Source organism: Bradyrhizobium sp. BR 10261 (assembly GCF_019455395.1).
GTDB lineage: Bacteria > Pseudomonadota > Alphaproteobacteria > Rhizobiales > Xanthobacteraceae > Bradyrhizobium > Bradyrhizobium manausense.
Map to the genome: position 1 here is coordinate 89,653 of NZ_JACOFQ010000007.1, position 21,722 is coordinate 111,374.

A 21,722-nucleotide genomic window follows, 5' to 3' on the forward strand; every position below is an offset into this window, starting at 1 on the left:
GAGCGAAGTCACCTTCGACAAGGCATCTCTTTGAGAGAGATGCTGGGCGCTCCGGGTTTGCCGTCAGTCGTTCGACTTTTCAGTCCTCGACTTCTGCACTTCCGAAGAGCCCCTCGGCTTCTTCACCCCTTGGCGGCTGTCCGGCCTCTTGTCCGGATACCTACCGACTGACACACGACCACAGGCACGTGCGAAATTGGGCAAAAACGCACATAAGGGTTTTGACTCAGCTTCGCAAGAATTTTTTTAGGCTGAGAACAGAATTGCCTAACATCCGCTTGCGCGGTGTTGCGCGAGCGACGCGGAAGATGAACGTGCGTTAAGTTTTTGGTGTCGCGCGCGTGACTGCGTCGCGCAAGACGACTCAGCGGCGCTTGAAGAACGGCTCGACGCGCTGAGCTGCGCGGATGAAGGCGGTCATGACCAGCACGCCGAGTGCGAACAGCACCGCCTGAAGGATGTGGGCGCCCTGGTCACCGAGCCCGATCAGAATGGCGAGCGCCCAGCCGCCGGCAAACGCCGCGCCGAACACCTCGGCGCCGATCAGGATGGCGGCGCTGATGACGGTGATGACGCTCGGCCAGACGATCTGACGGGACGACGAGGAGGGCGCGTTCATGGGCGTTGAGGTCCGTGGTTTCGAGGGCCGCAATCTCCCCGAAAAGCCGGGCGGGAGCAAGGCCAAATAGCCCAAAAAAGCCCCATCGCGTGCTATAGCTGGCCCCAACAAATCGCCTCAAAAAACGGACTTGCGATGTCAGACCCCCGCCAAACTACGAACGCCGAGACCAATCCGCTACTGAAGGCCTGGGTGACGCCGTTTGCGACCCCGCCCTTCAATGAGATCGTGCCGGAACACTTCCTGCCGGCCTTCGAGCAGGCCTTCGCCGATCACGCTGCCGAGATCGGCGCCATCACCAATGATCCGGCTGCGCCCGACTTCGCCAACACCATCACCGCGCTGGAACGCTCCGGCAAGCTGCTCAACAAGGTCGCCTCCGTCTTCTACGACCTGGTCTCGGCGCATTCCAACCCAGCCATCCTCGAGATCGACAAGGAGGTCTCCTTGCGGATGGCGCGACACTGGAATCCGATCATGATGAACGCCGTGCTGTTTGGCCGCATCGCCCAGCTGCACGAGAACCGCGCCAGTCTCGGTCTGACACCGGAGCAGCTCCGCCTCTTGGAGCGCACCTATACCCGCTTCCACCGGTCCGGCGCCGGCCTGTCCGACGAGGCCAAGACGCGCATGGCCGAGATCAACGAGAAGCTGGCCCAGCTCGCGACCGGCTTCAGCCATCACCTGCTCGGCGACGAGCAGGACTGGTTCATGGAGCTGGGTGAGGCCGACCGCGAGGGCCTGCCCGAGAGCTTTATCGCCGGCGCCAAGGCGGCGGCGGAAGATCGCGGCATGGCAGGCAAGGCCATCGTCACGCTGTCGCGCTCCTCGGTCGAATCGTTCCTGAAGAGCTCAGGCCGGCGTGACCTGCGCGAGAAGGTCTACAAGGCCTTTATCGCGCGCGGCGACAACGGCAATTCCAACGACAACAACGCGATCATCGGCGAGATCCTGAAGCTGCGGGAGGAGACCGCCAGGCTCCTGGGCTACCCGACCTACGCCGCCTACCGGCTCGAGGATTCCATGGCCAAGACCCCGGACGCGGTGCGCGGCCTCCTGGAGCGGGTCTGGAAGCCGGCCCGTGCCCGGGCACTCGCCGACCGCGACGAGATGCAGGCGCTGATCACGGAGGAGGGCGGCAATTTCAAGCTCGCGCCCTGGGATTGGCGTTTCTATGCCGAGAAGCTCCGCCTCCAGCGCGCCAATTTCGACGACGCCGCGATCAAGCCCTATCTGACGCTCGACCACATGATCGCCGCCGCCTTCGACTGCGCCACGCGCCTGTTCGGCGTCACCTTCGAGGAGCGCAAGGATGTGCCGGTCTGGCACCCCGACGTCCGGGTCTGGGAGGTCAGGGGTCCCGACGGCAAGCACAAGGCGCTGTTCTACGGCGACTACTTCGCCCGGCCGTCCAAGCGCTCCGGCGCCTGGATGACTTCGCTGCGCGACCAGCAGAAGCTCGACGGCGAGGTCGCGCCGCTCGTCATCAATGTCTGCAATTTTGCCAAGGGCACCGGCGGCGAGCCCTCCCTGCTGTCGCCCGACGATGCCCGCACCCTGTTCCACGAGTTCGGCCACGGCCTGCACGGCATGCTCTCCAACGTGACCTATCCCTCGCTGTCGGGCACGTCGGTCTTCACCGACTTCGTCGAGCTGCCGTCGCAGCTCTATGAGCACTGGCAGGAGCGGCCCGAGGTGCTGCAGCAGTTCGCCCGGCACTACCAGACCGGTGAGCCGCTGCCGGACGATTTGCTCAAGCGCTTCCTCGCCGCGCGAAAATTCAACCAGGGCTTTGCCACGGTCGAGTTCGTCTCCTCGGCGCTGGTCGATCTCGAGTTCCACTCCCAGCCAGCCGCCGCCGCGCAGGATGTCCGCGCCTTCGAGAAACGCGAGCTGGAGAAGATCGGCATGCCCGAGGAAATATCGATGCGGCACCGGCCGACCCAGTTCGGCCACATCTTCACCGGCGACCACTACGCCGCCGGCTATTATAGCTACATGTGGTCGGAGGTGATGGACGCCGATGCCTTCGGGGCCTTCGAGGAAGCCGGCAACATCTTCGATCGTGATGTCGCCAAGCGCCTGCACGACAACATCTATTCGAGCGGCGGATCGGTCGATCCGGAAGCGGCCTACGAGGCGTTCCGCGGTCGCCCGCCTGAGCCCGACGCGCTGCTCCGCCGCCGCGGCCTGCTCGACGACAAGGCGGCTTGATCGACATGCGCGTGCTGCTGGGATGGCTGCTCGCCGTCGCAATGATGCTCGCATCGGGCGCGGCGAGCGCGCATCCGCATGTCTGGATCACCGCTTCAAGCGAGCTGCTCTATGCCGAGGACGGCAGCATCACCGGTGTGCGCCACGCCTGGACGTTCGACGACATGTTCTCGGCCTATGCGGTGCAAGGGCTCGAGAGCAAGAAGAAGGGCGCCTATACGCGCGAGGAGCTCGGGCCCCTGGCGCAGACCAACGTCGAGTCGCTGAAGGAATACGCCTACTTCACCTTTGCGAAGGCCGACGGCAAGAAGGAGCGCTTTGGCGAGCCGGTCGACTATTTTCTCGACTACAAGGACACCGTGCTGACCCTGCACTTCACGCTGCCGCTGAAGACGCCGCTCAAGCCCAAACAGCTCGTGCTGGAAGTGTTCGACCGCTCCTTCTTCATCGATTTCCAGATGGCCAAGGATAATCCGGTCAAGCTGGTCGGCGCGCCATCAGGCTGCCAGATAAAGCTCGATCGTCCGAGCGACGGCACCGCGACCGCGCAGAAGCTCAACGAGCAGACCTTCATGGACGGCCCGAATGCCAATTTCGGCATGATGTTCGCCAACAAGATCACGGTGGATTGCCCTTGAAGCCGAAACTTTCGTCCGTTGCGCGCGGGCTCATCGCTTGCGCCGCCGTTCTCCTCGCCGTTGGCGTGGCGGATGCCGCGCTTCACCATGTCCTGGCGCAAGATCCGTTCGGCGCACCGAGGCAGGCAGCAGCGGCCGAGCCCGAGGCCAGTGGCCTGATCGGCTGGCTGCTGGCCAAGCAGTCGGAATTCTATCGCCAGATGTCGTCGACCATCCGCGCTGCCAAATCCGACGGCTCGGCGGTGTGGACGCTGCTCTTCATCTCCTTTGCCTACGGCATCTTCCATGCTGCCGGCCCTGGCCACGGCAAGGCGGTGATCGCCTCCTATCTCGTCGCCAACCGCGAGACCGCGCGGCGCGGCATAGCGCTGTCGTTCGCCTCGGCGCTGATGCAGTCGCTGGTGGCGATCCTGATCGTCGGCATCTCGGCCTGGATCCTGAATGCCACCGCCAGGACCATGTGCAAGGCGGAAGGCGCGATCGAGATTGCAAGCTACGCCTTGATCGCGCTGTTCGGCCTGCGCCTGGTCTGGACCAAGGGCCGCACCTTCATCCGCGCGCTGCAGGCGACGCAGCCCGTGCCGGCGATCGCGGGCGTGCCGCATGACCATGATCACCATCACCACGATCATACGCACCGCCATCACCATCACGGGCATGACCACGTTCACGACGAGCATTGCGGCCATTCCCATGGCCCGACCCCGAGCGAGCTCGCCGGCCCCGGCGGCTGGCGGCGCGGGTTCGCCGCGATCCTGACCGTCGGCATCCGCCCCTGCTCGGGCGCGATCCTTGTGCTGGTGTTCGCACTCGCCCAGGGTCTGTTCTGGGCCGGCATCGCCGCGACCTTGCTGATGGGGCTGGGCACCGCGATCACGGTCGCGGCCATCGCCGTGGTCGCCGTCTCGGCCAAGGACATCGCCGGCCGCCTCAGCGCGGGCCGCGACGGTGGAGGCGCGCTGTTCATGCGCGGCATCGAATTCGGCGCCGCGGCCTTGGTGCTGCTGTTCGGGGCGGGGCTGCTGTTCGGCTACATCGCGGCCGAACGCACGACGTGTTTTTGAGCCAAGCCGCGATCACTTAATCCCGTCACCCTGAGGTGGCCGCATCTTCAGCGGCCCTCGAAGGGCGACGGCCCGGCTGCATCGGGGCCGTTCATCCTTCGAGGCTCACCCCACGGTGCGTTGCACCGCGGGGCTCGCGCCTCCAGCGACAACGGCTTCCCCGTTGCGCCGGGCCGTGCACCTCACCCCGGCAAAAACCGCTTCAACATCGGCATGAGGAAGATCGCCAGATTGAGTGCAAAACCGATGCTCCAGAGGATGGAGCGGAGGGTCGGCCGGTTGCCGAGATAGGTCAGCACATAGGCGACCCGCACGATCAGGAACAGCGCTGCGAGCTCGTCGATCAGGCGCTGCGGCGAATCGCGAAATTCCGCGAGCAGGACCGCGAAGGCGAAGAACGGGAAGGTCTCGATGCCGTTCTGGTGCGCGCCGAGCGCCCGCTGCGAGATGGCGTCTTGGTAAAAGGCGGGGTCGCGCGGCCGTGAATTGTCGAAGCCGCGAAACCTGATCCATTTGATCGAGACGATCGTTAAGAGATAGAGCAGCAGCGCTCCGAGAACGCACCATTCCGCGAGCGTCATCTTCCCTCCCCCGCTTGTGGCGGACCCTAGCGAAAACGAGCTCATCTTGACAAGTTCGGAGCAACGCGCGACGCAGCTGACATGACGACCCTGGCCCCTATCTCAACCGCGAAGCCGACCGTTCAGCCCAGCCACCCGCGCGTCGGTGTGCTGCTGATCAATCTCGGCACGCCCGATACGGCCGACGCCGCCGGCGTGAGGGTGTATCTGAAGGAATTCCTGTCGGACGCCCGCGTCATCGAGGACCAGGGCCTGATCTGGAAAGCCGTGCTGAACGGCATCATCCTGCGCAGCCGCCCCCGCACCAAGGCGCTCGACTACCAGAAGATCTGGAACGTCGAGAAGAACGAGTCGCCGCTGAAGACGATCACGCGGTCGCAAGCCGACAAGCTCGCCGCCGCGCTGTCGGATCGCGCGCATGTCGTGGTGGATTGGGCGATGCGCTACGGCAATCCCTCGATCAAGGCGGGGATCGATGCGCTGATCGCAAAGGGATGTGAGCGCATTCTCGCCGTGCCGCTCTATCCGCAATATTCCGCTTCGACCTCGGCGACCGTCTGCGACGAAGTGTTCCGTGTGCTCGCGAGCCTGCGCAACCAGCCGACATTGCGGGTGACGCCGCCTTACTACGAGGACGAGGCCTATATCGAGGCGCTCGCCGTCTCGATCGAGACGCATCTGGCGAATTTATCCTTCAGGCCCGAGCTGATCGTCGCGTCCTTTCACGGCATGCCGAAGGCCTATGTCGACAAGGGCGATCCCTATCAAAGCCACTGCATCGCGACGACGCAGGCGCTGCGCCGCCGGCTCGGCATGGATGAGACAAGGCTGCTGCTGACCTTCCAGTCGCGCTTCGGCAATGACGAGTGGCTGCAGCCCTACACCGACAAGACGATGGAGCGGTTGGCGAAAGAAGGCGTGCGCCGCATCGCGGTCGTGACGCCGGGTTTCTCCGCCGACTGCCTGGAGACACTGGAGGAGATCGCGCAGGAGAATGCCGAGATCTTCAAGCACAATGGCGGCGAGCAGTTTTCCGCGATCCCTTGCCTGAACGACAGCGATCCTGGAATGGACGTGATCCGAACGCTGGTGCTGCGCGAGCTGCAGGGCTGGATCTAATATGCCTGGGTCTAGGGAGCGTTTCATGAACCGCCGCGACTGTCTGGCGCTTCTGGGAACGATCGCGGCATGGCCGGCTTCCGCGCCGGCCCAGCAGCCGACCGCGCAACGCCGGCTCGGGGTGCTCTCGGTCACATCAGCCGATGACGTGATCGGCCAGCCCCGCCTCGCCGAAGCGCTCGCGACCCATGGCTGGAAGGAGCAGGACAATCTTGGCATCGACTGGCGGAGCGGCGCCGGCGATCGCGCCCGCCTTGCCCAACTTGCCGACGAGCTGATCGGGCTCAAGCCCGACGTCCTGCTTGCGCTCGGCACGCCCTCGGTGGAGGAACTGCACCGGCGCACCACGACGATTCCCATCGTGTTTGCGGTGGTCACCGATCCGGTCGGCCAGGGCCTTGTCCAGAACCTCGCCCATCCCGGCGGCAATATCACCGGATTCACCGATTACGACGGTCCGTTGGCGAGCAAATGGCTGGAGATGCTGACGCAGGTCACGCCAAAAGTCTCCCGCGTCTTCGTGATCTACAATCCCGCCACCGCGCCGTTCGCGGCGCTGATGCTGCGCACGCTCGAGGACGCCGCGAGGATGCTGCATGTGACGATCGAGCCCGCGCCGGTGCATGATGTTGCTTCGATCGCCGCGCTGACCTCGCGCAAGGACGGTGGCTTTCTGGTCCTGCCCGACTTCTTCGCCATGGCCAATCGCTCGCAGTTGCTGACGGCAATTGAGCAGGCGCGTCTGCCCGCTGTGTTCTGTATCCGCGCCTTCGTCGACGAAGGCGGGCTGATGTCCTACAGCACCGACGGCGCTGAGCAGCTCCGCCGCGCAGCGAGCTACATCGATCGCATCCTGAAGGGCGCGCGACCTGCCGACCTTCCGGTCCAGAACCCCACCAAGTTCGAGCTGGCGATCAATCTGAAGACAGCCAAGGCAATCGGGGTCACGCTTTCCCCGGGCCTGCTCGCAATCGCGAACGAGGTCATCGAGTAGGACCGCATTTCTTAACCTTTGCCGGTAGGTCTGCGCCGTGGCGCTTTCAAGGGTCCTTCGAAAATACATAATCGTGACGGTTCGTGCTCGCCGCGTCTTGTGCGGAAAGGCACGGATGCTGACGTGAAAGGCGGCCGCTGAACCGGTAGGGTGCTGATCCCGACCAATGACAGCGCGGGAAGGGCCTGTTTTCCGGCTTCTTTCCCACCTTGGAGGAGATATGAGCGGTTTCGATATTTTTGCGATTGTTCTGGTGTTGCTCGTCATCATCACGCTGATTGCCGGCGTGAAGACGGTGCCACAGGGCTATGACTGGACCATCGAGCGGTTCGGCAAATACACGCAGACGCTGAGCCCCGGGCTCAATTTGATCGTGCCCTATTTCGATCGTGTCGGGCGCAAGATCAACATGATGGAGCAGGTGATAGACATTCCCGAGCAGGAGGTCATCACCAAGGACAACGCCACCGTGACGGTGGACGGCGTCGCCTTCTATCAGGTGTTCGACGCGGCGAAGGCCAGCTACGAGGTCGCCAACCTCAACCAGGCCATCACGGTGCTCACCATGACCAACATCCGCTCGGTGATGGGCTCGATGGATCTCGACCAGGTGCTGTCGCATCGCGACGAGATCAACGAGCGCCTCTTGCGCGTCGTCGACGCCGCGGTCTCGCCCTGGGGCGTCAAGGTCAACCGCATCGAGATCAAGGACATCGTGCCGCCCGCCGACCTCGTCGAGGCCATGGGCCGGCAGATGAAGGCCGAGCGCGTCAAGCGCGCCGACATTCTCGCCGCCGAAGGCCAGCGCCAGTCCGAGATCCTGCGCGCCGAGGGCGCCAAGCAGGGCCAGATTCTCCAGGCCGAAGGCCGCAAGGAAGCGGCGTTTCGCGACGCCGAGGCGCGTGAGCGGTCCGCCGAGGCCGAGGCCAAGGCGACGCAAATGGTCAGTGAGGCCATCGCCAAGGGTGACGTCGCGGCGCTGAACTACTTTATCGCCGATAAATACATCAAGGCGTTCGGCCAGTTCGCGGACGCCCCGAACCAGAAGATCATCATGCTGCCGATGGAGGCGACCAGCATGCTTGGCTCGCTCGCCGGCATCGGCGAGATCGCCAAGGCAACGTTCGGAGAAAGTGCTGCGTCGGCGGTCGCTGCGGCCCGTCGCGGCGGTTCGGTGCCGCCGTCAGGTCCGACGCCGCCGACTCCACCGGCGGTGCCGTGAAGGCACCATTGAGAGAGGTCGTGTCATGACCGACATGTTCGTATCGCTCGGCACCTGGAACTGGCTGATCTTCGGCTTCATCCTGATGGCGCTGGAGGTGGTCGCGCCGGGCGTGTTTCTGTTCTGGCTCGGGCTTGCCGCGCTTTTGGTCGGCCTGATCTCGTTCGTTACAGTCATCTCCTGGCAGATCCAGCTGGTGATGTTCGCGGTGTTCGCAGCCGCCGCCGTGCCGGTATGGCGCCGGCTCGCGCGGCCGAAGCCGGATGAAAGTGCCAGTCCCTTCCTCAACAAGCGAACCGAGGCGCTGCTCGGCCGTGAGTTCACGCTGGAGAAGCCGATCATCGACGGAAACGGCACCGTCCGCATCGGCGACACGGTGTGGCGCGTCGCAGGCCCGGATACGCCGGCAGGCACGCGGGTGAAGGTGGTGCAGGTGGATGGTGCCAACCTGACGGTGGCGGCGGCGTGAGTTGCCGTCATTGCGAGCGTAGCGAAGCAATCCAGGATCGCCCCGCGGAAAGACTCTGGATTGCTTCGCTGCGCTCGCAATGACGAGCTTGCGGATGGAGCGCAGCCGGACTCAGACACCGCTCTTGCTTCGCCACCGCTCCGCAAACCGGTGCAGCGGCATGACCATGTCGCCCAGCTCGCGTCCGAGCGCCGTCAATCCATAACCGCCGCCGTCACCGAGCTCGACGAACCCCGCCTCGCGCAGTTCCGTCAGCCGCGCCTGCAGCACTGTCGGCGAAGCCTCGTTGCAGGCCGTGCGCAACGCACGCGAGGTGAGGGGTTTTTCGCGCAACTCCCACAAGATCCGCAAAGCCCAGCGCCGCCCCAGCAGATCGAGCAGCACCATGATCGGCCGCCCGGTGCGCGAGCCGCGCACGCGGCGGTCCCCCGAGCCCGTCTGTTTCGCCATCAAACCCTCTTGCCACTTGCTACAGATAATGTAGCGTATTGCTACATTAATTGTAGCAAAGATGACGCCCATGTCATCTCCGGCTCCGCGGATCGCCCCGCTCACGCCGCCTTATCCACCGGAGATCCAGGCGCAGTTCGATCGCATCATGCGCGGCGCGCCGCCGCTGATGTTGTTTCGGGTGATGGCGGGCCATGGTCGCGCCTGGGACAAGTTTCGCGCCGGCGGCCTGCTCGATCCCGGCCCGTTATCGTTGCGAGAGCGCGAGATCGTCATCGACCGCACCTGCGCGCTGAACAGATGCGAATATGAATGGGGCGTCCATGTCGCGGTCTTCGCCGCGCCGGCAAAACTCACCGAGGATGAGGTCCGTGCGACGGTCGAGGGCGATGCGAGCTCATCCTGCTGGTCACCCGCCGAGCGGGCCCTGATCGCTGCCGTGGATGCGCTGCACACAAGCGCGACGTTCACCGACGCCGAATTCGCGGCACTGTCGGCGCATTACGACGAGGCGCAGATGCTGGAGATCATGCTGCTGTGCGGTTTCTATCGTACCGTCTCGTATCTGGCCAATGGGCTGAAGCTGCCGCTCGAGGAAAAGGCGGCGCGGTTTCCGGGGTAGTTGTCATTCCGGGGCGCGCGAAGCGCGAGCCCGGAATCCATAGAGCGACAAACTGCGCGGCATGATGGATTCCGGGCTCGCGCCCAAGGGGGCGCGCACCGGAATGACGAGTGGATAGAGCGGTGCCTTACGCCACGCCCGCGCGCAGCAGATCGTGCAGATGCACGATGCCGACGACCTTGTCTGCCTCGGTCACCACAAGCGTCGTGATCTTGCGCGTGTTCAGCACCTCGATCATCTCCGTCGCCAGCATCGAGGGCGGCACGGTCTTGGGCTGCCTGGTCATGATCTCATCGACCGTCATAGTCAAAAGATCCGGCCGCATGTGGCGGCGCAGATCGCCGTCGGTGATGATGCCGATAGCCTCGTTGGCGTCGTTGACGATGCAGACACAGCCCAAGCCCTTGGCCGACATCTCCATCACCGCGTCCGACATTTTGGTGCCGAGCGGCTTGACCGGGATTTCCGCGCCGGTGCGCATGTAGTCGCGGACGAATTTCAGCATCGCGCCCAGCTTGCCGCCGGGATGGAAATGCGCGAATTCCAGCGCGGTGAAGCCGCGGCCCTCGAGCAGCGCAATTGCGATGGCATCGCCGATCGCGACCTGCATCATGGTCGAGGTGGTCGGCGCCAGATTATGCGGGCAGGCCTCGCGCGCCTTCGGCAGCTCGATGACGATGTCGGCGGCCTGGCCGAGCGAGGACGCTGCGTTCGACGTCACCGCGATCATCGGGATCGCAAAGCGCGCCGAGTAGTTCACCAGCGTCTTCATCTCCGGCTGCTCGCCGGACCAGGACATCGCCATGATGACGTCGTCGGCGGTGATCATGCCGAGGTCGCCATGGGCGGCTTCCGCAGTGTGGACGAAGAAGGCCGGCGTGCCTGTCGAGGCCAGCGTCGCCGCGATCTTGCGCGCCATGTGGCCTGACTTGCCAAGGCCGGTGACGATGACGCGGCCCTTGGCATTGCGGATCAGGTCGACCGCTTTGGCGAACGGCTCGCCGAGCGGGCCGCGCAGCGCGGCCGCAAGCGCGTTGATGCCGCCGCTCTCGGTCTCCAGCGTGCGGAGCGCGGATTCAACTGATGTAGGGGTGAGGCCGGATGAGGAGGTCATCAGCGGTTTCGAACTCGGCATAGACAAGGTCCACGGAGGGGCGTCGGCCCGGTGGTCGCCTCCTTAGCACGCCCCGGCCGATCAGGCGACGCGGGCGCCAAAGCCCTCAACGGGTCATTAACCATAATTGTTTTAACTCCATTAACGATGGTTCCCCCGCACCGGCGGAAAGCCGTCGTTGAAGTATTTGATTTTGTTGGGGTTAATTTTATCGTGGGGTCGCCTCCAGGCAGGGGCCGGAGCCGCAGCGCGTGCGCTTTCCGCGCTGCCTTGCCGTGCCTGCTGCTATCAGCGCTGGAGAGCTCACCAGTGGCCGCCCAGAGCCTCACGCCCGACCTGTTCAATCCCAGCCGCGGCGGCTTCGTCTCGCCTGACACGCTGCCGATGCGCCGCACGGCGGGCGTCCTGCAGGCACCGTCGGACGCGGTTCCGCAACCGCCGGATCCCAACGACGGTCCGCGCAAGAAAAGCGATGCGCCGGCGACGTCGCGCGTCGGTCAGGTGCCCAGCTACGGCCTGCCCGCCGCGAACGGCGCGAGCAGCTCGGGCTACGACTCGCTCAATCGCAAGCGCCAGCAGCCAAAACTCTATCCGGGCCAGCTGAAGCCGAAGAAGCCCGCCGGCCCCGGCTCGCCGGTGTCAGCTGCAACGCCGGCGGTCTCGACGCTGGGACCGCCGCGCATTGCGCCGCCGCCGTCGGAGACCGCGCACAAGACGCCGCTGCCGCCGGCGATGGCCGGCGTCGTGCCCGGCCAGCCGCTGCGCCGCCGCCTCAAGGTCGACGACGATGCGTTCGGCGCGGTCGGCGACTACGCCGGCAGTTTTCTGATCAAGGGCGGGCTCGAGCTCTCCACCGGCTACGACACCAATCCCGCGCGTCTCAGCAAGCCGGTCGGCTCGCCTGTTTATGTCGTCGCGCCGGATCTTCTTGTCATGTCCGACTGGGAGCGCCATGCGCTGGTCGCCGATTTGCGCGGCTCGTTCTCCGGCTACACCAACAACATGCCGGCGACGATCGACGGGCTTCCTTCGCCCTCGCCGGTCGAGATCAACCGCCCCGATTTCACCGGCCATGTCGACGGCCGCTACGACGTCGACCGCGATCTCAAGCTGACCTCGCAGCTGCGGCTGCGGCTCGCCACCGACAATCCCGGCAGCCCGAACGTGCAGGCCGGCTTGCAGAAATATCCTGTCTACGCCACCTATGGCGGCACCTTCGGCTTCGACCAGACCTTCAATCGTTTCCAGGTCGCCGCCGGCGCCACGATCGATCGCACCGCCTACACCGATTCAAAGCTCACCGACGGCTCGACCTTCAGCAATGACGACCGCGACTTCAACCAGTATGGCGGCGTCGGGCGCTTCTCCTACGAGCTCAAGCCGGGCCTGAAGCCGTTCGTCGAGATCGAGGGGGACAACCGCGTCCACGACCAGGCGGCTGACCGCAACGGTTACTTGCGCAATTCAAACGGCGGTTATGCCAAGGTCGGCTCGTCCTTCGAATTCTCGCGCATCCTCACCGGCGAAGTCTCGGTCGGCTATTCCGCGCGCAACTATGTCGACCCGCGCCTGAGCCAGCTCTCGGGCTTCCTCACCTCGGGATCGCTGATCTGGAACGCCAGCGGGCTGACGACGGTGAAGTTCAACACCGACACGCAGATCGCGGAGACCACCATCCCCGGCTCCTCCGGCGTGCTGGTGCACACCTATGCCGCCGAAGTCGACCACGATTTCCGCCGCTGGCTCACCGCGATCGGCAAGTTCACCTACGGCACCTACGACTACCAGGGCCAGAATCGCAACGACAAGACCTACTCGCTCGAAGGCAATTTGATCTACAAGCTCAACCGCAACATCTGGATCAAGGGCACGCTGCGCCACGACATCCTGGATTCAAACCAGCCGGGGTCGAGCTCGCAGGGGACGGTGGTGATGCTGGGGGTGAGGCTGCAGAATTAGCTCCGCTCGTCATTCCGGGGCGCGCCACTTGGCGCGAACCCGGAATCCATCAGGCCTCAGTGTTCGCGGATAAATGGATTCCGGGCTCGCGCTTCGCGCGCCCCGGAATGACGAAACCTACCGCGGCAGATCCGTCTTCCCCATCAGGAACGTATCGATCGACCTGGCACAAAGTCGACCCTCACGGATCGCCCACACCACCAGCGATTGCCCACGCCTCATGTCGCCGGCGGAGAACACGTTCGGGCGCGAGGTCTGGTAGTCGAGCGTGTTGGCCTTGACGTTGCCGCGCGGGTCGAGATCGACTGCGAGCTGCTTCAAGAGGCCCTCGTGCACGGGATGGACGAAGCCCATCGCGAGCAGCACCAGCTCGGCGTCGAGTTCGAACTCGGTGCCTTCGATCGGCTTGAACTTGTCGTCGACGCGGACGCAGTGCAGCTTCTTGACCTTGCCGTTCTCGCCGGAAAACTTCTGCGTCAGCACGGCGTATTCGCGGATCGCGCCTTCGGCCTGGCTCGAGGACGTGCGCATCTTCAGCGGCCAGTTCGGCCAGGTCAGGGCCTTGTTCTCGCGCTCGGGCGGGGCGGGCATGATCTCGAGCTGGGTCACCGACAGCGCGCCCTGGCGCAGCGAGGTGCCGATGCAGTCGCTGCCGGTGTCGCCGCCGCCGATGACGACGACATGCCTGCCGCCGGCCAAGATCTCCTTGACGCCGTTCAGCGGCTCCTCGGAGACGCGGCGGTTCTGCTGCGGCAGGAAGTCCATCGCGTAGTGGATGCCGTCGAGCTCGCGGCCCGGAATCGGCAGATCGCGCGGCGCTTCGGCGCCGCCGGTCAGCGCCACCGCGTCATACTCGTTGAGCATCTCGCGTGGATCGACATTGCCGGCCGCGCCGACATGGCTGTTGTAGTGGAAGGTGACGCCTTCGGCTTCCATCTGCTTGACGCGACGGTCGATGATGCCCTTCTCCATCTTGAAGTCGGGGATGCCATAGCGAAGCAGCCCGCCGGCCTTGGCGTACTTCTCGTAGACATGCACGTCGTGGCCGGCGCGCGCGAGCTGCTGGGCGCAGGCCATGCCGGCCGGGCCGGAGCCGATCACCGCGACCTTCTTGCCGGTCTTGTGAGCGGCGACCTCCGGCTTGAGCCAACCATTGTCCCAGGCGCGGTCGACGATCGCGCATTCGATGGTCTTGATGGTGACAGGGTTGTCGTCGATGTTGAGTGTGCAGGACGCCTCGCACGGCGCAGGACAAATGCGGCCGGTGAACTCCGGAAAATTGTTGGTCGAGTGCAGGTTGCGCGAGGCTTCTTCCCAGCTGCCCTGATAGACGAGGTCGTTGAAGTCAGGGATCTGGTTGTTGACCGGACAGCCGGGCGTGCCCGGCGCGACCGAGCCGGTGCCGTGGCAATAGGGAATGCCGCAATTCATGCAGCGCGCGGCCTGGTCGCGCGTTTCCTTTTCGGTCAAGGGAACGACGAATTCTTTGTAATGCTTCACGCGCTCGACGACCGGGGTGTACTTGCGATCGTGCCGTTCGATTTCGAGAAAACCCGTGATCTTGCCCATTAAACCCGAAGTCCCTGCCGCTTAAATTCGTTTTGTTTCTTGCTCGTCGTCATTGCGAGGAGCTGTTGCGACAAAGCAATCCAGTCTGTTTCCGCGGAGAGTTTCTGGATTGCTTCGCTGCGCTCGCAATGACGGGGTGTGATGCCTACGCCCCGATCGCGATTTTCGGCTCGGCGTCCGCGTTGGCCGCCATTTCGCGCAGCGCGCGCCGGTACTCGACCGGCATCACCTTGCGGAATTTCGGCAGCCATTCCTTCCAATTGGCAAGGATGTCGGCCGCGCGCTCGGAGCCGGTCGCCTTGGCATGGCGCGTGATCAGGACGTGCAGCCTCTCGACGTCGGAGGCGAGCAGGTTCTGGAACACGTCGACCCGGCCGTGTGCTTCGAGGTCCCCGGCGTGGTGATAGGTGCCGGCGTTGATCAGCTCTTCCGACAGCACCGGCTCGAGCTCGACCATGCTGAGATTGCACAGCTTGTCGAACTCGCCGGTCTCGTCGAGCACGTAGGCGATGCCGCCGGACATACCCGCCGCAAAGTTGCGCCCGGTCTTGCCGAGCACGACCACGATGCCGCCGGTCATGTATTCGCAGCAATGATCGCCCGCGCCTTCGACCACGGCGACCGCACCCGAGTTGCGCACGGCAAAGCGTTCGCCGGCGACGCCGCGGAAGTAGCACTCGCCTTCGATCGCGCCGTACATCACGGTGTTGCCGACGATGATGCTCTCCTCCGGCACGATGGCGGAGTTCTTCGGCGGCTTGACGATGATCTTGCCGCCCGAGAGGCCCTTGCCGACATAGTCGTTGGCCTCGCCTTCGAGCTCGAAGGTGACGCCATGGGCGAGCCAGGCGCCGAACGCCTGGCCGGCGGTGCCCTTGAGGCTGACATGGATGGTGTCATGCGGCAGGCCGGCATGGCCGTAGATCTTGGCGACCGCGCCCGACAGCATCGCACCCGCGGAGCGGTTGGTGCTGTTGATCGCAGCCTCGATTCTGACCGGCGCGCCGCGGTCGAGCGAAGGCTGCGCCTGCGCGATCAGCGAGCGGTCGAGCACCGCCTCCAGATGATGGTTCTGGCGCTCGGAGTGATAGATCTTCTGGCCCTTCTCTTCCTTCTGCTTGACGAACAGCTTGGAGAAGTCGAGGCCCTTGGCCTTCCAGTGCGCCACCAGCCTGGTCTGGTCGAGCAGCTGAACCTGGCCGACCATCTCGTTGAAGGTGCGGAAGCCGAGCGAGGCCATGATCTCGCGGACTTCCTCCGCGACGAAGAAGAAGTAGTTGATCACGTGCTCGGGCTGGCCGGTGAAGCGTTTGCGCAGGACGGGATCCTGCGTCGCGACGCCGACCGGGCAGGTGTTGAGATGGCACTTGCGCATCATGATGCAGCCGGCCGCGATCAAGGGTGCGGTGGCGAAGCCGAACTCGTCGGCGCCTAACAGCGCGCCGATCACGACGTCACGCCCGGTGCGGAAGCCGCCGTCGACCTGGACCACGATGCGGCTGCGCAGCCGTTCGCGCACCAGCGTCTGGTGGGTTTCGGCAAGGCCGATTTCCCAAGGCGAGCCGGCGTGCTTGATCGAGGTCAGCGGCGATGCGCCGGTGCCGCCCTCGAAGCCCGCGATGGTGACATGGTCGGCGCGCGCCTTGGCAACGCCTGCGGCCACCGTGCCGACGCCGATCTCGGAGACCAGCTTGACCGAAACGTCACCCGTCGGATTGACGTTCTTGAGGTCATAGATCAGCTGCGCCAGATCCTCGATCGAGTAGATGTCGTGGTGCGGCGGCGGCGAGATCAGGCCGACGCCCGGGGTCGAGTGACGCACTTTGGCGATGGTCGCGTCGACCTTGTGGCCGGGCAGCTGGCCGCCTTCGCCGGGCTTGGCGCCCTGCGCCATCTTGATCTGCATCATGTCGGAGTTGACGAGATACTCCGTGGTGACGCCGAAGCGGCCCGAGGCGACCTGCTTGATCGCCGAACGCATGGAATCGCCGTTCGGCATCGGCTTGAAGCGGTCGGCTTCCTCGCCGCCTTCACCGGTGTTCGACTTGCCGCCGATCCGGTTCATGGCGATCGCGAGCGTCGTGTGCGCCTCGCGCGAGATCGAGCCGAAGCTCATCGCGCCCGTGGCAAACCGCCTGACGATGTCCTTGGCCGGCTCGACCTGCTCGATCGGGATCGGCTTGCGCTTCTCTTCCTCCGCGTTCTTGATCCGGAACAGGCCGCGCAGCGTGAGCAGGCGCTCCGACTGCTCGTTCAGGATCTTGGCGAAGGCGCGATAGCGCTCCTGCGAATTGCCGCGCGCGGCGTGCTGGAGCAGCGACACCGACTCGGCGGTCCAGGCATGGTCCTCGCCGCGGCTGCGGTAGGCATATTCGCCGCCGACATCGAGCGCGTTCTTGTAGACCAGCGCCTCGCCGAAGGCGTCGGCATGACGGCGCACGGCTTCTTCGGCGATCTCGGCAAGGCCAACGCCTTCGACGCGGGTATGCGTGCCCGCGAAGAATTTTGCGACGAAATCGGCCTTGAGGCCGACCGCGTCAAAAATCTGCGCGCCGCAATAGGACTGGTAGGTCGAGATGCCCATCTTGGACATCACCTTCAAGAGGCCCTTGCCGATCGACTTGATGTAGCGCTTGACGATCTCGTAGTCGTCGAGCGAGCCGGGCAGGCGGTCCTTCATCGCGATGATCGTTTCGAACGCGAGGTAAGGATTGATGGCTTCGGCGCCGTAGCCGGCAAGGCACGCGAAGTGATGCACCTCGCGCGGCTCGCCGGATTCGACGACCAGACCGACCGAGGTGCGCAGGCCCGTGCGGATCAAATGATGATGCACGGAGGCGCAGGCCAGCAGCGACGGGATCGGAACCCGGTCCGTGCCGACCATGCGGTCGGACAGGATGATGATGTTGACGCCCTCGCGTACGGCGGCTTCCGCGCGCGCGCAGAGCTCGTCGAGCACCTGGTCCATCCCGGCCGCGCCGAGACCGGCATGGAAGGTAGTATCCAGCGTGCGCGACTTGAAGTGCGTGTCGGCCACGTCGGAGATCGAGCGGATCTTTTCGAGATCCGCGTCGGTCAGGATCGGCTGGCGCGCTTCCAGGCGCTTGGTGGTGGCAAGGCCCTGCAGATCGAACAGGTTCGGCCGCGGTCCGATGATGGAGACGAGGCTCATCACCAGCTCCTCGCGGATCGGGTCGATCGGCGGGTTGGTGACCTGCGCAAAATTCTGCTTGAAGTAGGTGAACAGCGGCTTGGCCTTGTCCGACAGCGCCGAGATCGGCGTGTCGTTGCCCATCGAGCCCGCGGCTTCCTCACCCGTGGCCGCCATCGGCGTCATCAGGATGGAAATGTCTTCCTGGCTGTAGCCGAACGCCTGCTGGCGATCGAGCAGCGACAGGTTCGAGCGCACGCCCGTGGTCGGCACCTTCGGCAGGTCTTCCAGCACGATCTGGGTCCGCTCCAGCCACTCCTTGTAGGGATGGCTCTTGGCGAGCTCGGCCTTGATCTCGTCGTCAGGAATGAGACGACCCTGCTCGAGGTCGACCAGCAGCATCTTGCCGGGCTGCAGGCGCCACTTGGTGATGATCTGGTCCTCGGGGATCGTCAGCACGCCCATTTCGGACGCCATCACGATGCGGTCGTCCTTGGTGACGAGATAGCGCGCCGGCCGCAGGCCGTTGCGGTCGAGCGTGGCGCCGATCTGGCGGCCGTCGGTGAAGGCGATCGCGGCGGGGCCGTCCCACGGCTCCATCAGGGCAGCGTGATATTCGTAGAAGGCGCGGCGCTTCTCATCCATCAGCGGATTGCCGGCCCACGCCTCCGGAATCATCATCATGACGGCATGCGGCAGCGAGTAGCCGCCCTGCACCAGGAATTCGAGCGCGTTGTCGAAGCAGGCAGTGTCCGACTGGCCTTCGTAAGAGATGGGCCAGAGCCGGTTGATGTCCTTGCCGTACAGCTCCGAGCTCACCGAGGCCTGGCGCGCCGCCATCCAGTTGGTGTTGCCGCGCAGCGTGTTGATCTCGCCGTTATGCGCGATCATGCGATAGGGATGCGCCAGCGACCATGCCGGGAAGGTGTTGGTCGAGAAACGCTGGTGAACCAGCGCGAGCGCGCTCTCGAAATCCTTCTCGTGCAAATCGGGATAGTACTTGCCGAGCTGGTCGGCGAGGAACATGCCCTTGTAGATCACGGTGCGGCAGGACATGGAGCAGGGGTAATAGCCGGCGAGGCCGCGGTCGCGGCGCTGGTAGATCGCCTGCGAGATCGACTTGCGCAGGATGTAGAGCCGGCGCTCGAACTCGTCCTCGGTCTTGGCGACGCCGTTGCGGCCGATGAACACCTGCATGCAGGCGGGCTCGGTCGGCTTCACGGTGACGCCGAGCGAGGAATTGTCGGTCGGCACGTCGCGCCAGCCGAGCAGGGTCAGGCCTTCCGCCTTGATCTGGTCGGCGATGATGCTCTTGATGACATTGCGCCAGGCCGTGTCGCGCGGCATGAACAGCGCACCGATGGCGTATTCACCGGGCGCAGGCAGCTCGAACTTGTTCTCCTTGGCCTTGCGGCTGAAGAAGGCATGCGGGATCTGCACCAGGATGCCGGCGCCGTCACCGGCGCGCGGGTCGGCGCCGACCGCGCCGCGATGCTCGAGGTTGCAGAGGATGCTCAGCGCGTCCGAGACGATCTCGTGCGACTTCTTGCCCTTGATATTGGCGATGAATCCGACGCCGCAGGAGTCCTTCTCCAGGCTTGGATCGTACAGGCCTTCGGCTTTGGGCCGTGAATTGTGCTCCTGAATCGGATCGGTCGTTTTCGAGGCGACCGTCGCCGACAGCTCTTCTGCCACGATGTTTCCGCGCTCGAATTGCGACCCGTTCATTGTTCCAATCCTCTCCATGCGGCAAGCTGCCTCACCGCCATCTTCGGCGCACCTTCGGCGTTCCGCGGCACCCGCCTGGGTCACCGCTCGTCCGCTGCGAGCCGCATTTTCTTAAATTCAGGCCAAGGCGTTCTTCGTCCCCGAGAACGGCTTTTCCTGTTGCCTTATGGTGCTCGGAAGCACCGACTTTCGTTGCAATCCCTGTGCCGGGAGTGCAAGCAAAATTGAGACAGTCTTCCTGTCCTAAACGTCACCTTGCCAAATTTTTGTCTATCACACAAGCGCGCGGAAGTCCCGATTCCTCATAAGTCAATCGATCGCTTTCCAAAAGTTGCGCTGCCCCGGATTTGAAGCAAACCCGCCCCGATCCGGCCCAAGCGGCGCCGAAATCCCCAATGAAGCTTCACCTCAGCCCTTCGAGAGGCGCGCCACGCCGCAAGAAGCGAAAGAGCGCTGGCCATTCGGGGGCCTGACAGGAGCGTGCCGACCATGAAGTTTTTCACAGGATGCGTGGCCGCCGCCGCGCTGGGGCTGGTGGCAAATGCCGCGGAGGCCCAGGTTTCGGCGAATGGAGCCGCGAGCGGGGCCTATATCGCAGTCTCGGATTTCGACGGACCCTACGGGCCGCCGGTGGCCGCGCCGCCACCGCGTTACGGTTATGGCTATGGCTATGAGCAGCGCGGCGAGGGCCCGGCGCTGCTGCCGGCCACCGAGGTCTATGCCGTGCTGCGCGACAACGGCTTCTCGCCAACAGGCATCCCCCACCTGCGCGGCGCGGTCTACACCATCGCGGTGATCGACCGTCGCGGCGACGACGGCCGGCTCGTGATCGACGCGCGCGATGGCCGGATCATCCACTTCATGCCGGCCGCTGACGCCTATGGCATGGCGCCGGCCGATGAGGGGCCGCAGGTGGCACCTTACCGGCCGCAAAGCGCACTGCCGCCGCCGACCATGGTCCGCGGCGGCCCGCCGCGCCCGCCTGCCTCGATCCCGCATGTCGCCAGCCGCGCCGTGCCGCTGCCGAAGGCGGCTCCGCGGCGTGCCGAGACGCCGGTTGCGGCAGCCAAACCGGCAGAGCAGGCGACGCTGGTCCAATCCGCACAGCAGACCGCGGCCGTGCAAGCAAAACCCGCGGAGGCGGCGCCGACCGTCGGCCAGGTCACACCGGCTCCGACGATCCTGCCGACCCAGGAGATGCCGGCCGCGCAGGGCCTGGATTGATTTGCTGCGGGTAGTGAGACGCGAGCGAGGGCAACACCCTCAGTGTCGTCCTGGCTTTCGCCAGGACGACGTCCGAGCAAAACAAGAGGCGCCTGAGCATTCAGGCGCCTTTGGATTGGAGAGGCAACTCGCCGCTCAACTCCGCGGGTACCCCGCCGCCTCCAGGATCAAGTTCGCCACCTCCTTCGGATGCGACACCAGCGAGAGGTGGCCCGCATCGAGCTCGATCGTGGTGGCATTCATGCGCTTGGCGAGGAAGCGTTCGAAATCGGGATTGATGGTGCCGTCGTTCTTCGAGACCGCGTACCAGCTCGGCTTCGTGTGCCAGGCGGCTTCCGTGGTGCGGCCGGCGAAGATCGAGGCGGCGGTCGGCCACTGCACGGCGTAGAGCTCCCTCGCTTGCTCCGGCTTCACGCCATTGGCGAAATATTTCAGGAAGGCGTCTTCCGAGAGTTTTGTGAAGCCATCGCGCTCGACGATGCCGGCGCGTGCAGGTCCCGTCGGGAATTGCTTCGACAGGGCGACGAAATCTTCGTTCGCATCGGGGGCGCGCGCGGCGATGTAGACGAGGCCGGTGACTTTCGGATCGGTGCCGACCTGGCTGATCACGGTGCCGCCCCAGGAATGCGCAACCAGAACGGTCGGGCCGTCCTGCTCGGCCAGCACCCGCTTGGTCGCCTCGACGGAGTCCGCAAGCGACGACAGCGGATTCTGCACGGCCGTCACGTGAAGGCCGGCTGCCTGCAGGATCGGGATCACCTCCGACCAGCTCGAACCATCGGCCCAGGCGCCGTGCACCAGCACGACGTTGTTGGCTTTCACGGTCTGTGGCGTCTGCGCATGAGCGAGGCTGATGGGGGCCGCCAGCAGGCTCGCAGCGACGAAAAGGCTGCGCCAGAAAGTCATGTTCGTTCTCCGTCTTGTTTTGGTTGCGATGTCCAAAGGACGGAGCGAAGGACGATGGCGTTACGCTGCTCACCAGTCT

The 21,722-nt window shown here is 64.8% G+C and carries 17 protein-coding genes; 10 read left to right on the forward strand and 7 right to left on the reverse strand.

Annotated features, from left to right (window positions below; translation table 11 throughout):
- Positions 1-364 precede the first annotated feature (364 nt).
- A complete protein-coding gene (locus HYH07_RS10045) occupies positions 365-619 on the reverse strand; it encodes a hypothetical protein (RefSeq protein ID WP_057752820.1) in 255 nt (84 codons plus the stop codon).
- 135 nt (positions 620-754) lie between these two features.
- Here HYH07_RS10045 and HYH07_RS10050 point away from each other — a divergent pair, with 135 nt between their 5' ends.
- Genes HYH07_RS10050 through HYH07_RS10060 form a run of 3 tightly spaced genes read left to right on the forward strand, consistent with a single transcriptional unit; the run spans position 755 to position 4,535 of the window.
- Positions 755-2,833, forward strand: a complete 2,079-nt coding sequence (locus tag HYH07_RS10050) for a M3 family metallopeptidase (RefSeq protein ID WP_220002340.1) — start codon at positions 755-757, stop codon at positions 2,831-2,833.
- Positions 2,833-3,471 (forward strand): DUF1007 family protein, encoded by a 639-nt coding sequence (locus tag HYH07_RS10055; protein WP_220002494.1) that lies wholly within the window; start codon positions 2,833-2,835, stop codon positions 3,469-3,471. Before HYH07_RS10050 ends, HYH07_RS10055 begins: the two co-directional genes overlap by 1 nt.
- Positions 3,468-4,535, forward strand: a complete 1,068-nt coding sequence (locus HYH07_RS10060; RefSeq protein WP_220002341.1) for a nickel/cobalt transporter — start codon at positions 3,468-3,470, stop codon at positions 4,533-4,535. Before HYH07_RS10055 ends, HYH07_RS10060 begins: the two co-directional genes overlap by 4 nt.
- Positions 4,536-4,717: 182 nt before the next feature.
- On the opposite strand, the gene HYH07_RS10065 is transcribed toward HYH07_RS10060, so the two are convergent.
- Positions 4,718-5,116 carry an MAPEG family protein gene (locus HYH07_RS10065; RefSeq protein WP_220002342.1) on the reverse strand — a complete coding sequence of 133 codons (399 nt, stop codon included), beginning with the start codon at positions 5,114-5,116 and terminating at the stop codon, positions 4,718-4,720.
- An 81-nt stretch (positions 5,117-5,197) separates the two neighbouring features.
- On the opposite strand from HYH07_RS10065, the gene hemH reads away from it, so the two are divergent.
- The 4 genes from hemH (at position 5,198) to HYH07_RS10085 (ending at position 8,920) form a co-directional block, all read left to right on the forward strand.
- Positions 5,198-6,235, forward strand: a complete 1,038-nt coding sequence (gene hemH, locus HYH07_RS10070; RefSeq protein WP_220002343.1) for a ferrochelatase — start codon at positions 5,198-5,200, stop codon at positions 6,233-6,235.
- Between the two features lie 25 nt (positions 6,236-6,260).
- Positions 6,261-7,229: an ABC transporter substrate-binding protein gene (locus HYH07_RS10075; RefSeq protein ID WP_220002344.1), complete on the forward strand. Its 969-nt coding sequence runs from the start codon at positions 6,261-6,263 to the stop codon at positions 7,227-7,229.
- A gap of 220 nt (positions 7,230-7,449) precedes the next feature.
- On the forward strand, positions 7,450-8,451 hold the full coding sequence (locus HYH07_RS10080) for an SPFH domain-containing protein (RefSeq protein ID WP_220002345.1): 1,002 nt from the start codon (positions 7,450-7,452) through the stop codon (positions 8,449-8,451).
- Between the two features lie 25 nt (positions 8,452-8,476).
- Positions 8,477-8,920: an NfeD family protein gene (locus tag HYH07_RS10085; protein ID WP_220002346.1), complete on the forward strand. Its 444-nt coding sequence runs from the start codon at positions 8,477-8,479 to the stop codon at positions 8,918-8,920.
- 111 nt (positions 8,921-9,031) lie between these two features.
- Here the strand turns inward: HYH07_RS10085 and HYH07_RS10090 are convergent, their stop codons facing one another.
- Positions 9,032-9,370 carry a helix-turn-helix domain-containing protein gene (locus HYH07_RS10090; protein WP_220002347.1) on the reverse strand — a complete coding sequence of 113 codons (339 nt, stop codon included), beginning with the start codon at positions 9,368-9,370 and terminating at the stop codon, positions 9,032-9,034.
- Positions 9,371-9,440: 70 nt separating this feature from the next.
- On the opposite strand from HYH07_RS10090, the gene HYH07_RS10095 reads away from it, so the two are divergent.
- Positions 9,441-9,992 (forward strand): carboxymuconolactone decarboxylase family protein, encoded by a 552-nt coding sequence (locus HYH07_RS10095; RefSeq protein ID WP_220002348.1) that lies wholly within the window; start codon positions 9,441-9,443, stop codon positions 9,990-9,992.
- A gap of 127 nt (positions 9,993-10,119) precedes the next feature.
- Here the strand turns inward: HYH07_RS10095 and HYH07_RS10100 are convergent, their stop codons facing one another.
- Positions 10,120-11,127, reverse strand: coding sequence for an SIS domain-containing protein (locus tag HYH07_RS10100; protein ID WP_220002349.1), 1,008 nt, complete (start codon positions 11,125-11,127; stop codon positions 10,120-10,122).
- A 192-nt stretch (positions 11,128-11,319) separates the two neighbouring features.
- Between HYH07_RS10100 and HYH07_RS10105 the strand changes: the two genes are divergently transcribed.
- The gene (locus HYH07_RS10105) at positions 11,320-13,065 is read left to right on the forward strand and encodes an outer membrane beta-barrel protein (RefSeq protein ID WP_220002350.1); all 1,746 of its coding nucleotides are present in this window, start codon (positions 11,320-11,322) and stop codon (positions 13,063-13,065) included.
- Positions 13,066-13,182: 117 nt separating this feature from the next.
- On the opposite strand, the gene HYH07_RS10110 is transcribed toward HYH07_RS10105, so the two are convergent.
- Entirely contained in the window at positions 13,183-14,634 is a 1,452-nt protein-coding gene (locus HYH07_RS10110) for a glutamate synthase subunit beta (protein WP_220002351.1), read from the reverse strand.
- A 145-nt stretch (positions 14,635-14,779) separates the two neighbouring features.
- A complete protein-coding gene (gene gltB, locus HYH07_RS10115) occupies positions 14,780-19,513 on the reverse strand; it encodes a glutamate synthase large subunit (protein WP_220002352.1) in 4,734 nt (1,577 codons plus the stop codon).
- Positions 19,514-20,002: 489 nt separating this feature from the next.
- On the opposite strand from gltB, the gene HYH07_RS10120 reads away from it, so the two are divergent.
- Positions 20,003-20,737, forward strand: a complete 735-nt coding sequence (locus tag HYH07_RS10120) for a hypothetical protein (protein ID WP_220002353.1) — start codon at positions 20,003-20,005, stop codon at positions 20,735-20,737.
- Between the two features lie 135 nt (positions 20,738-20,872).
- Here HYH07_RS10120 and HYH07_RS10125 read toward each other — a convergent pair whose 3' ends face one another.
- A complete protein-coding gene (locus HYH07_RS10125) occupies positions 20,873-21,643 on the reverse strand; it encodes an alpha/beta fold hydrolase (protein WP_220002354.1) in 771 nt (256 codons plus the stop codon).
- Between the last annotated feature and the right edge of the window lie 79 nt (positions 21,644-21,722).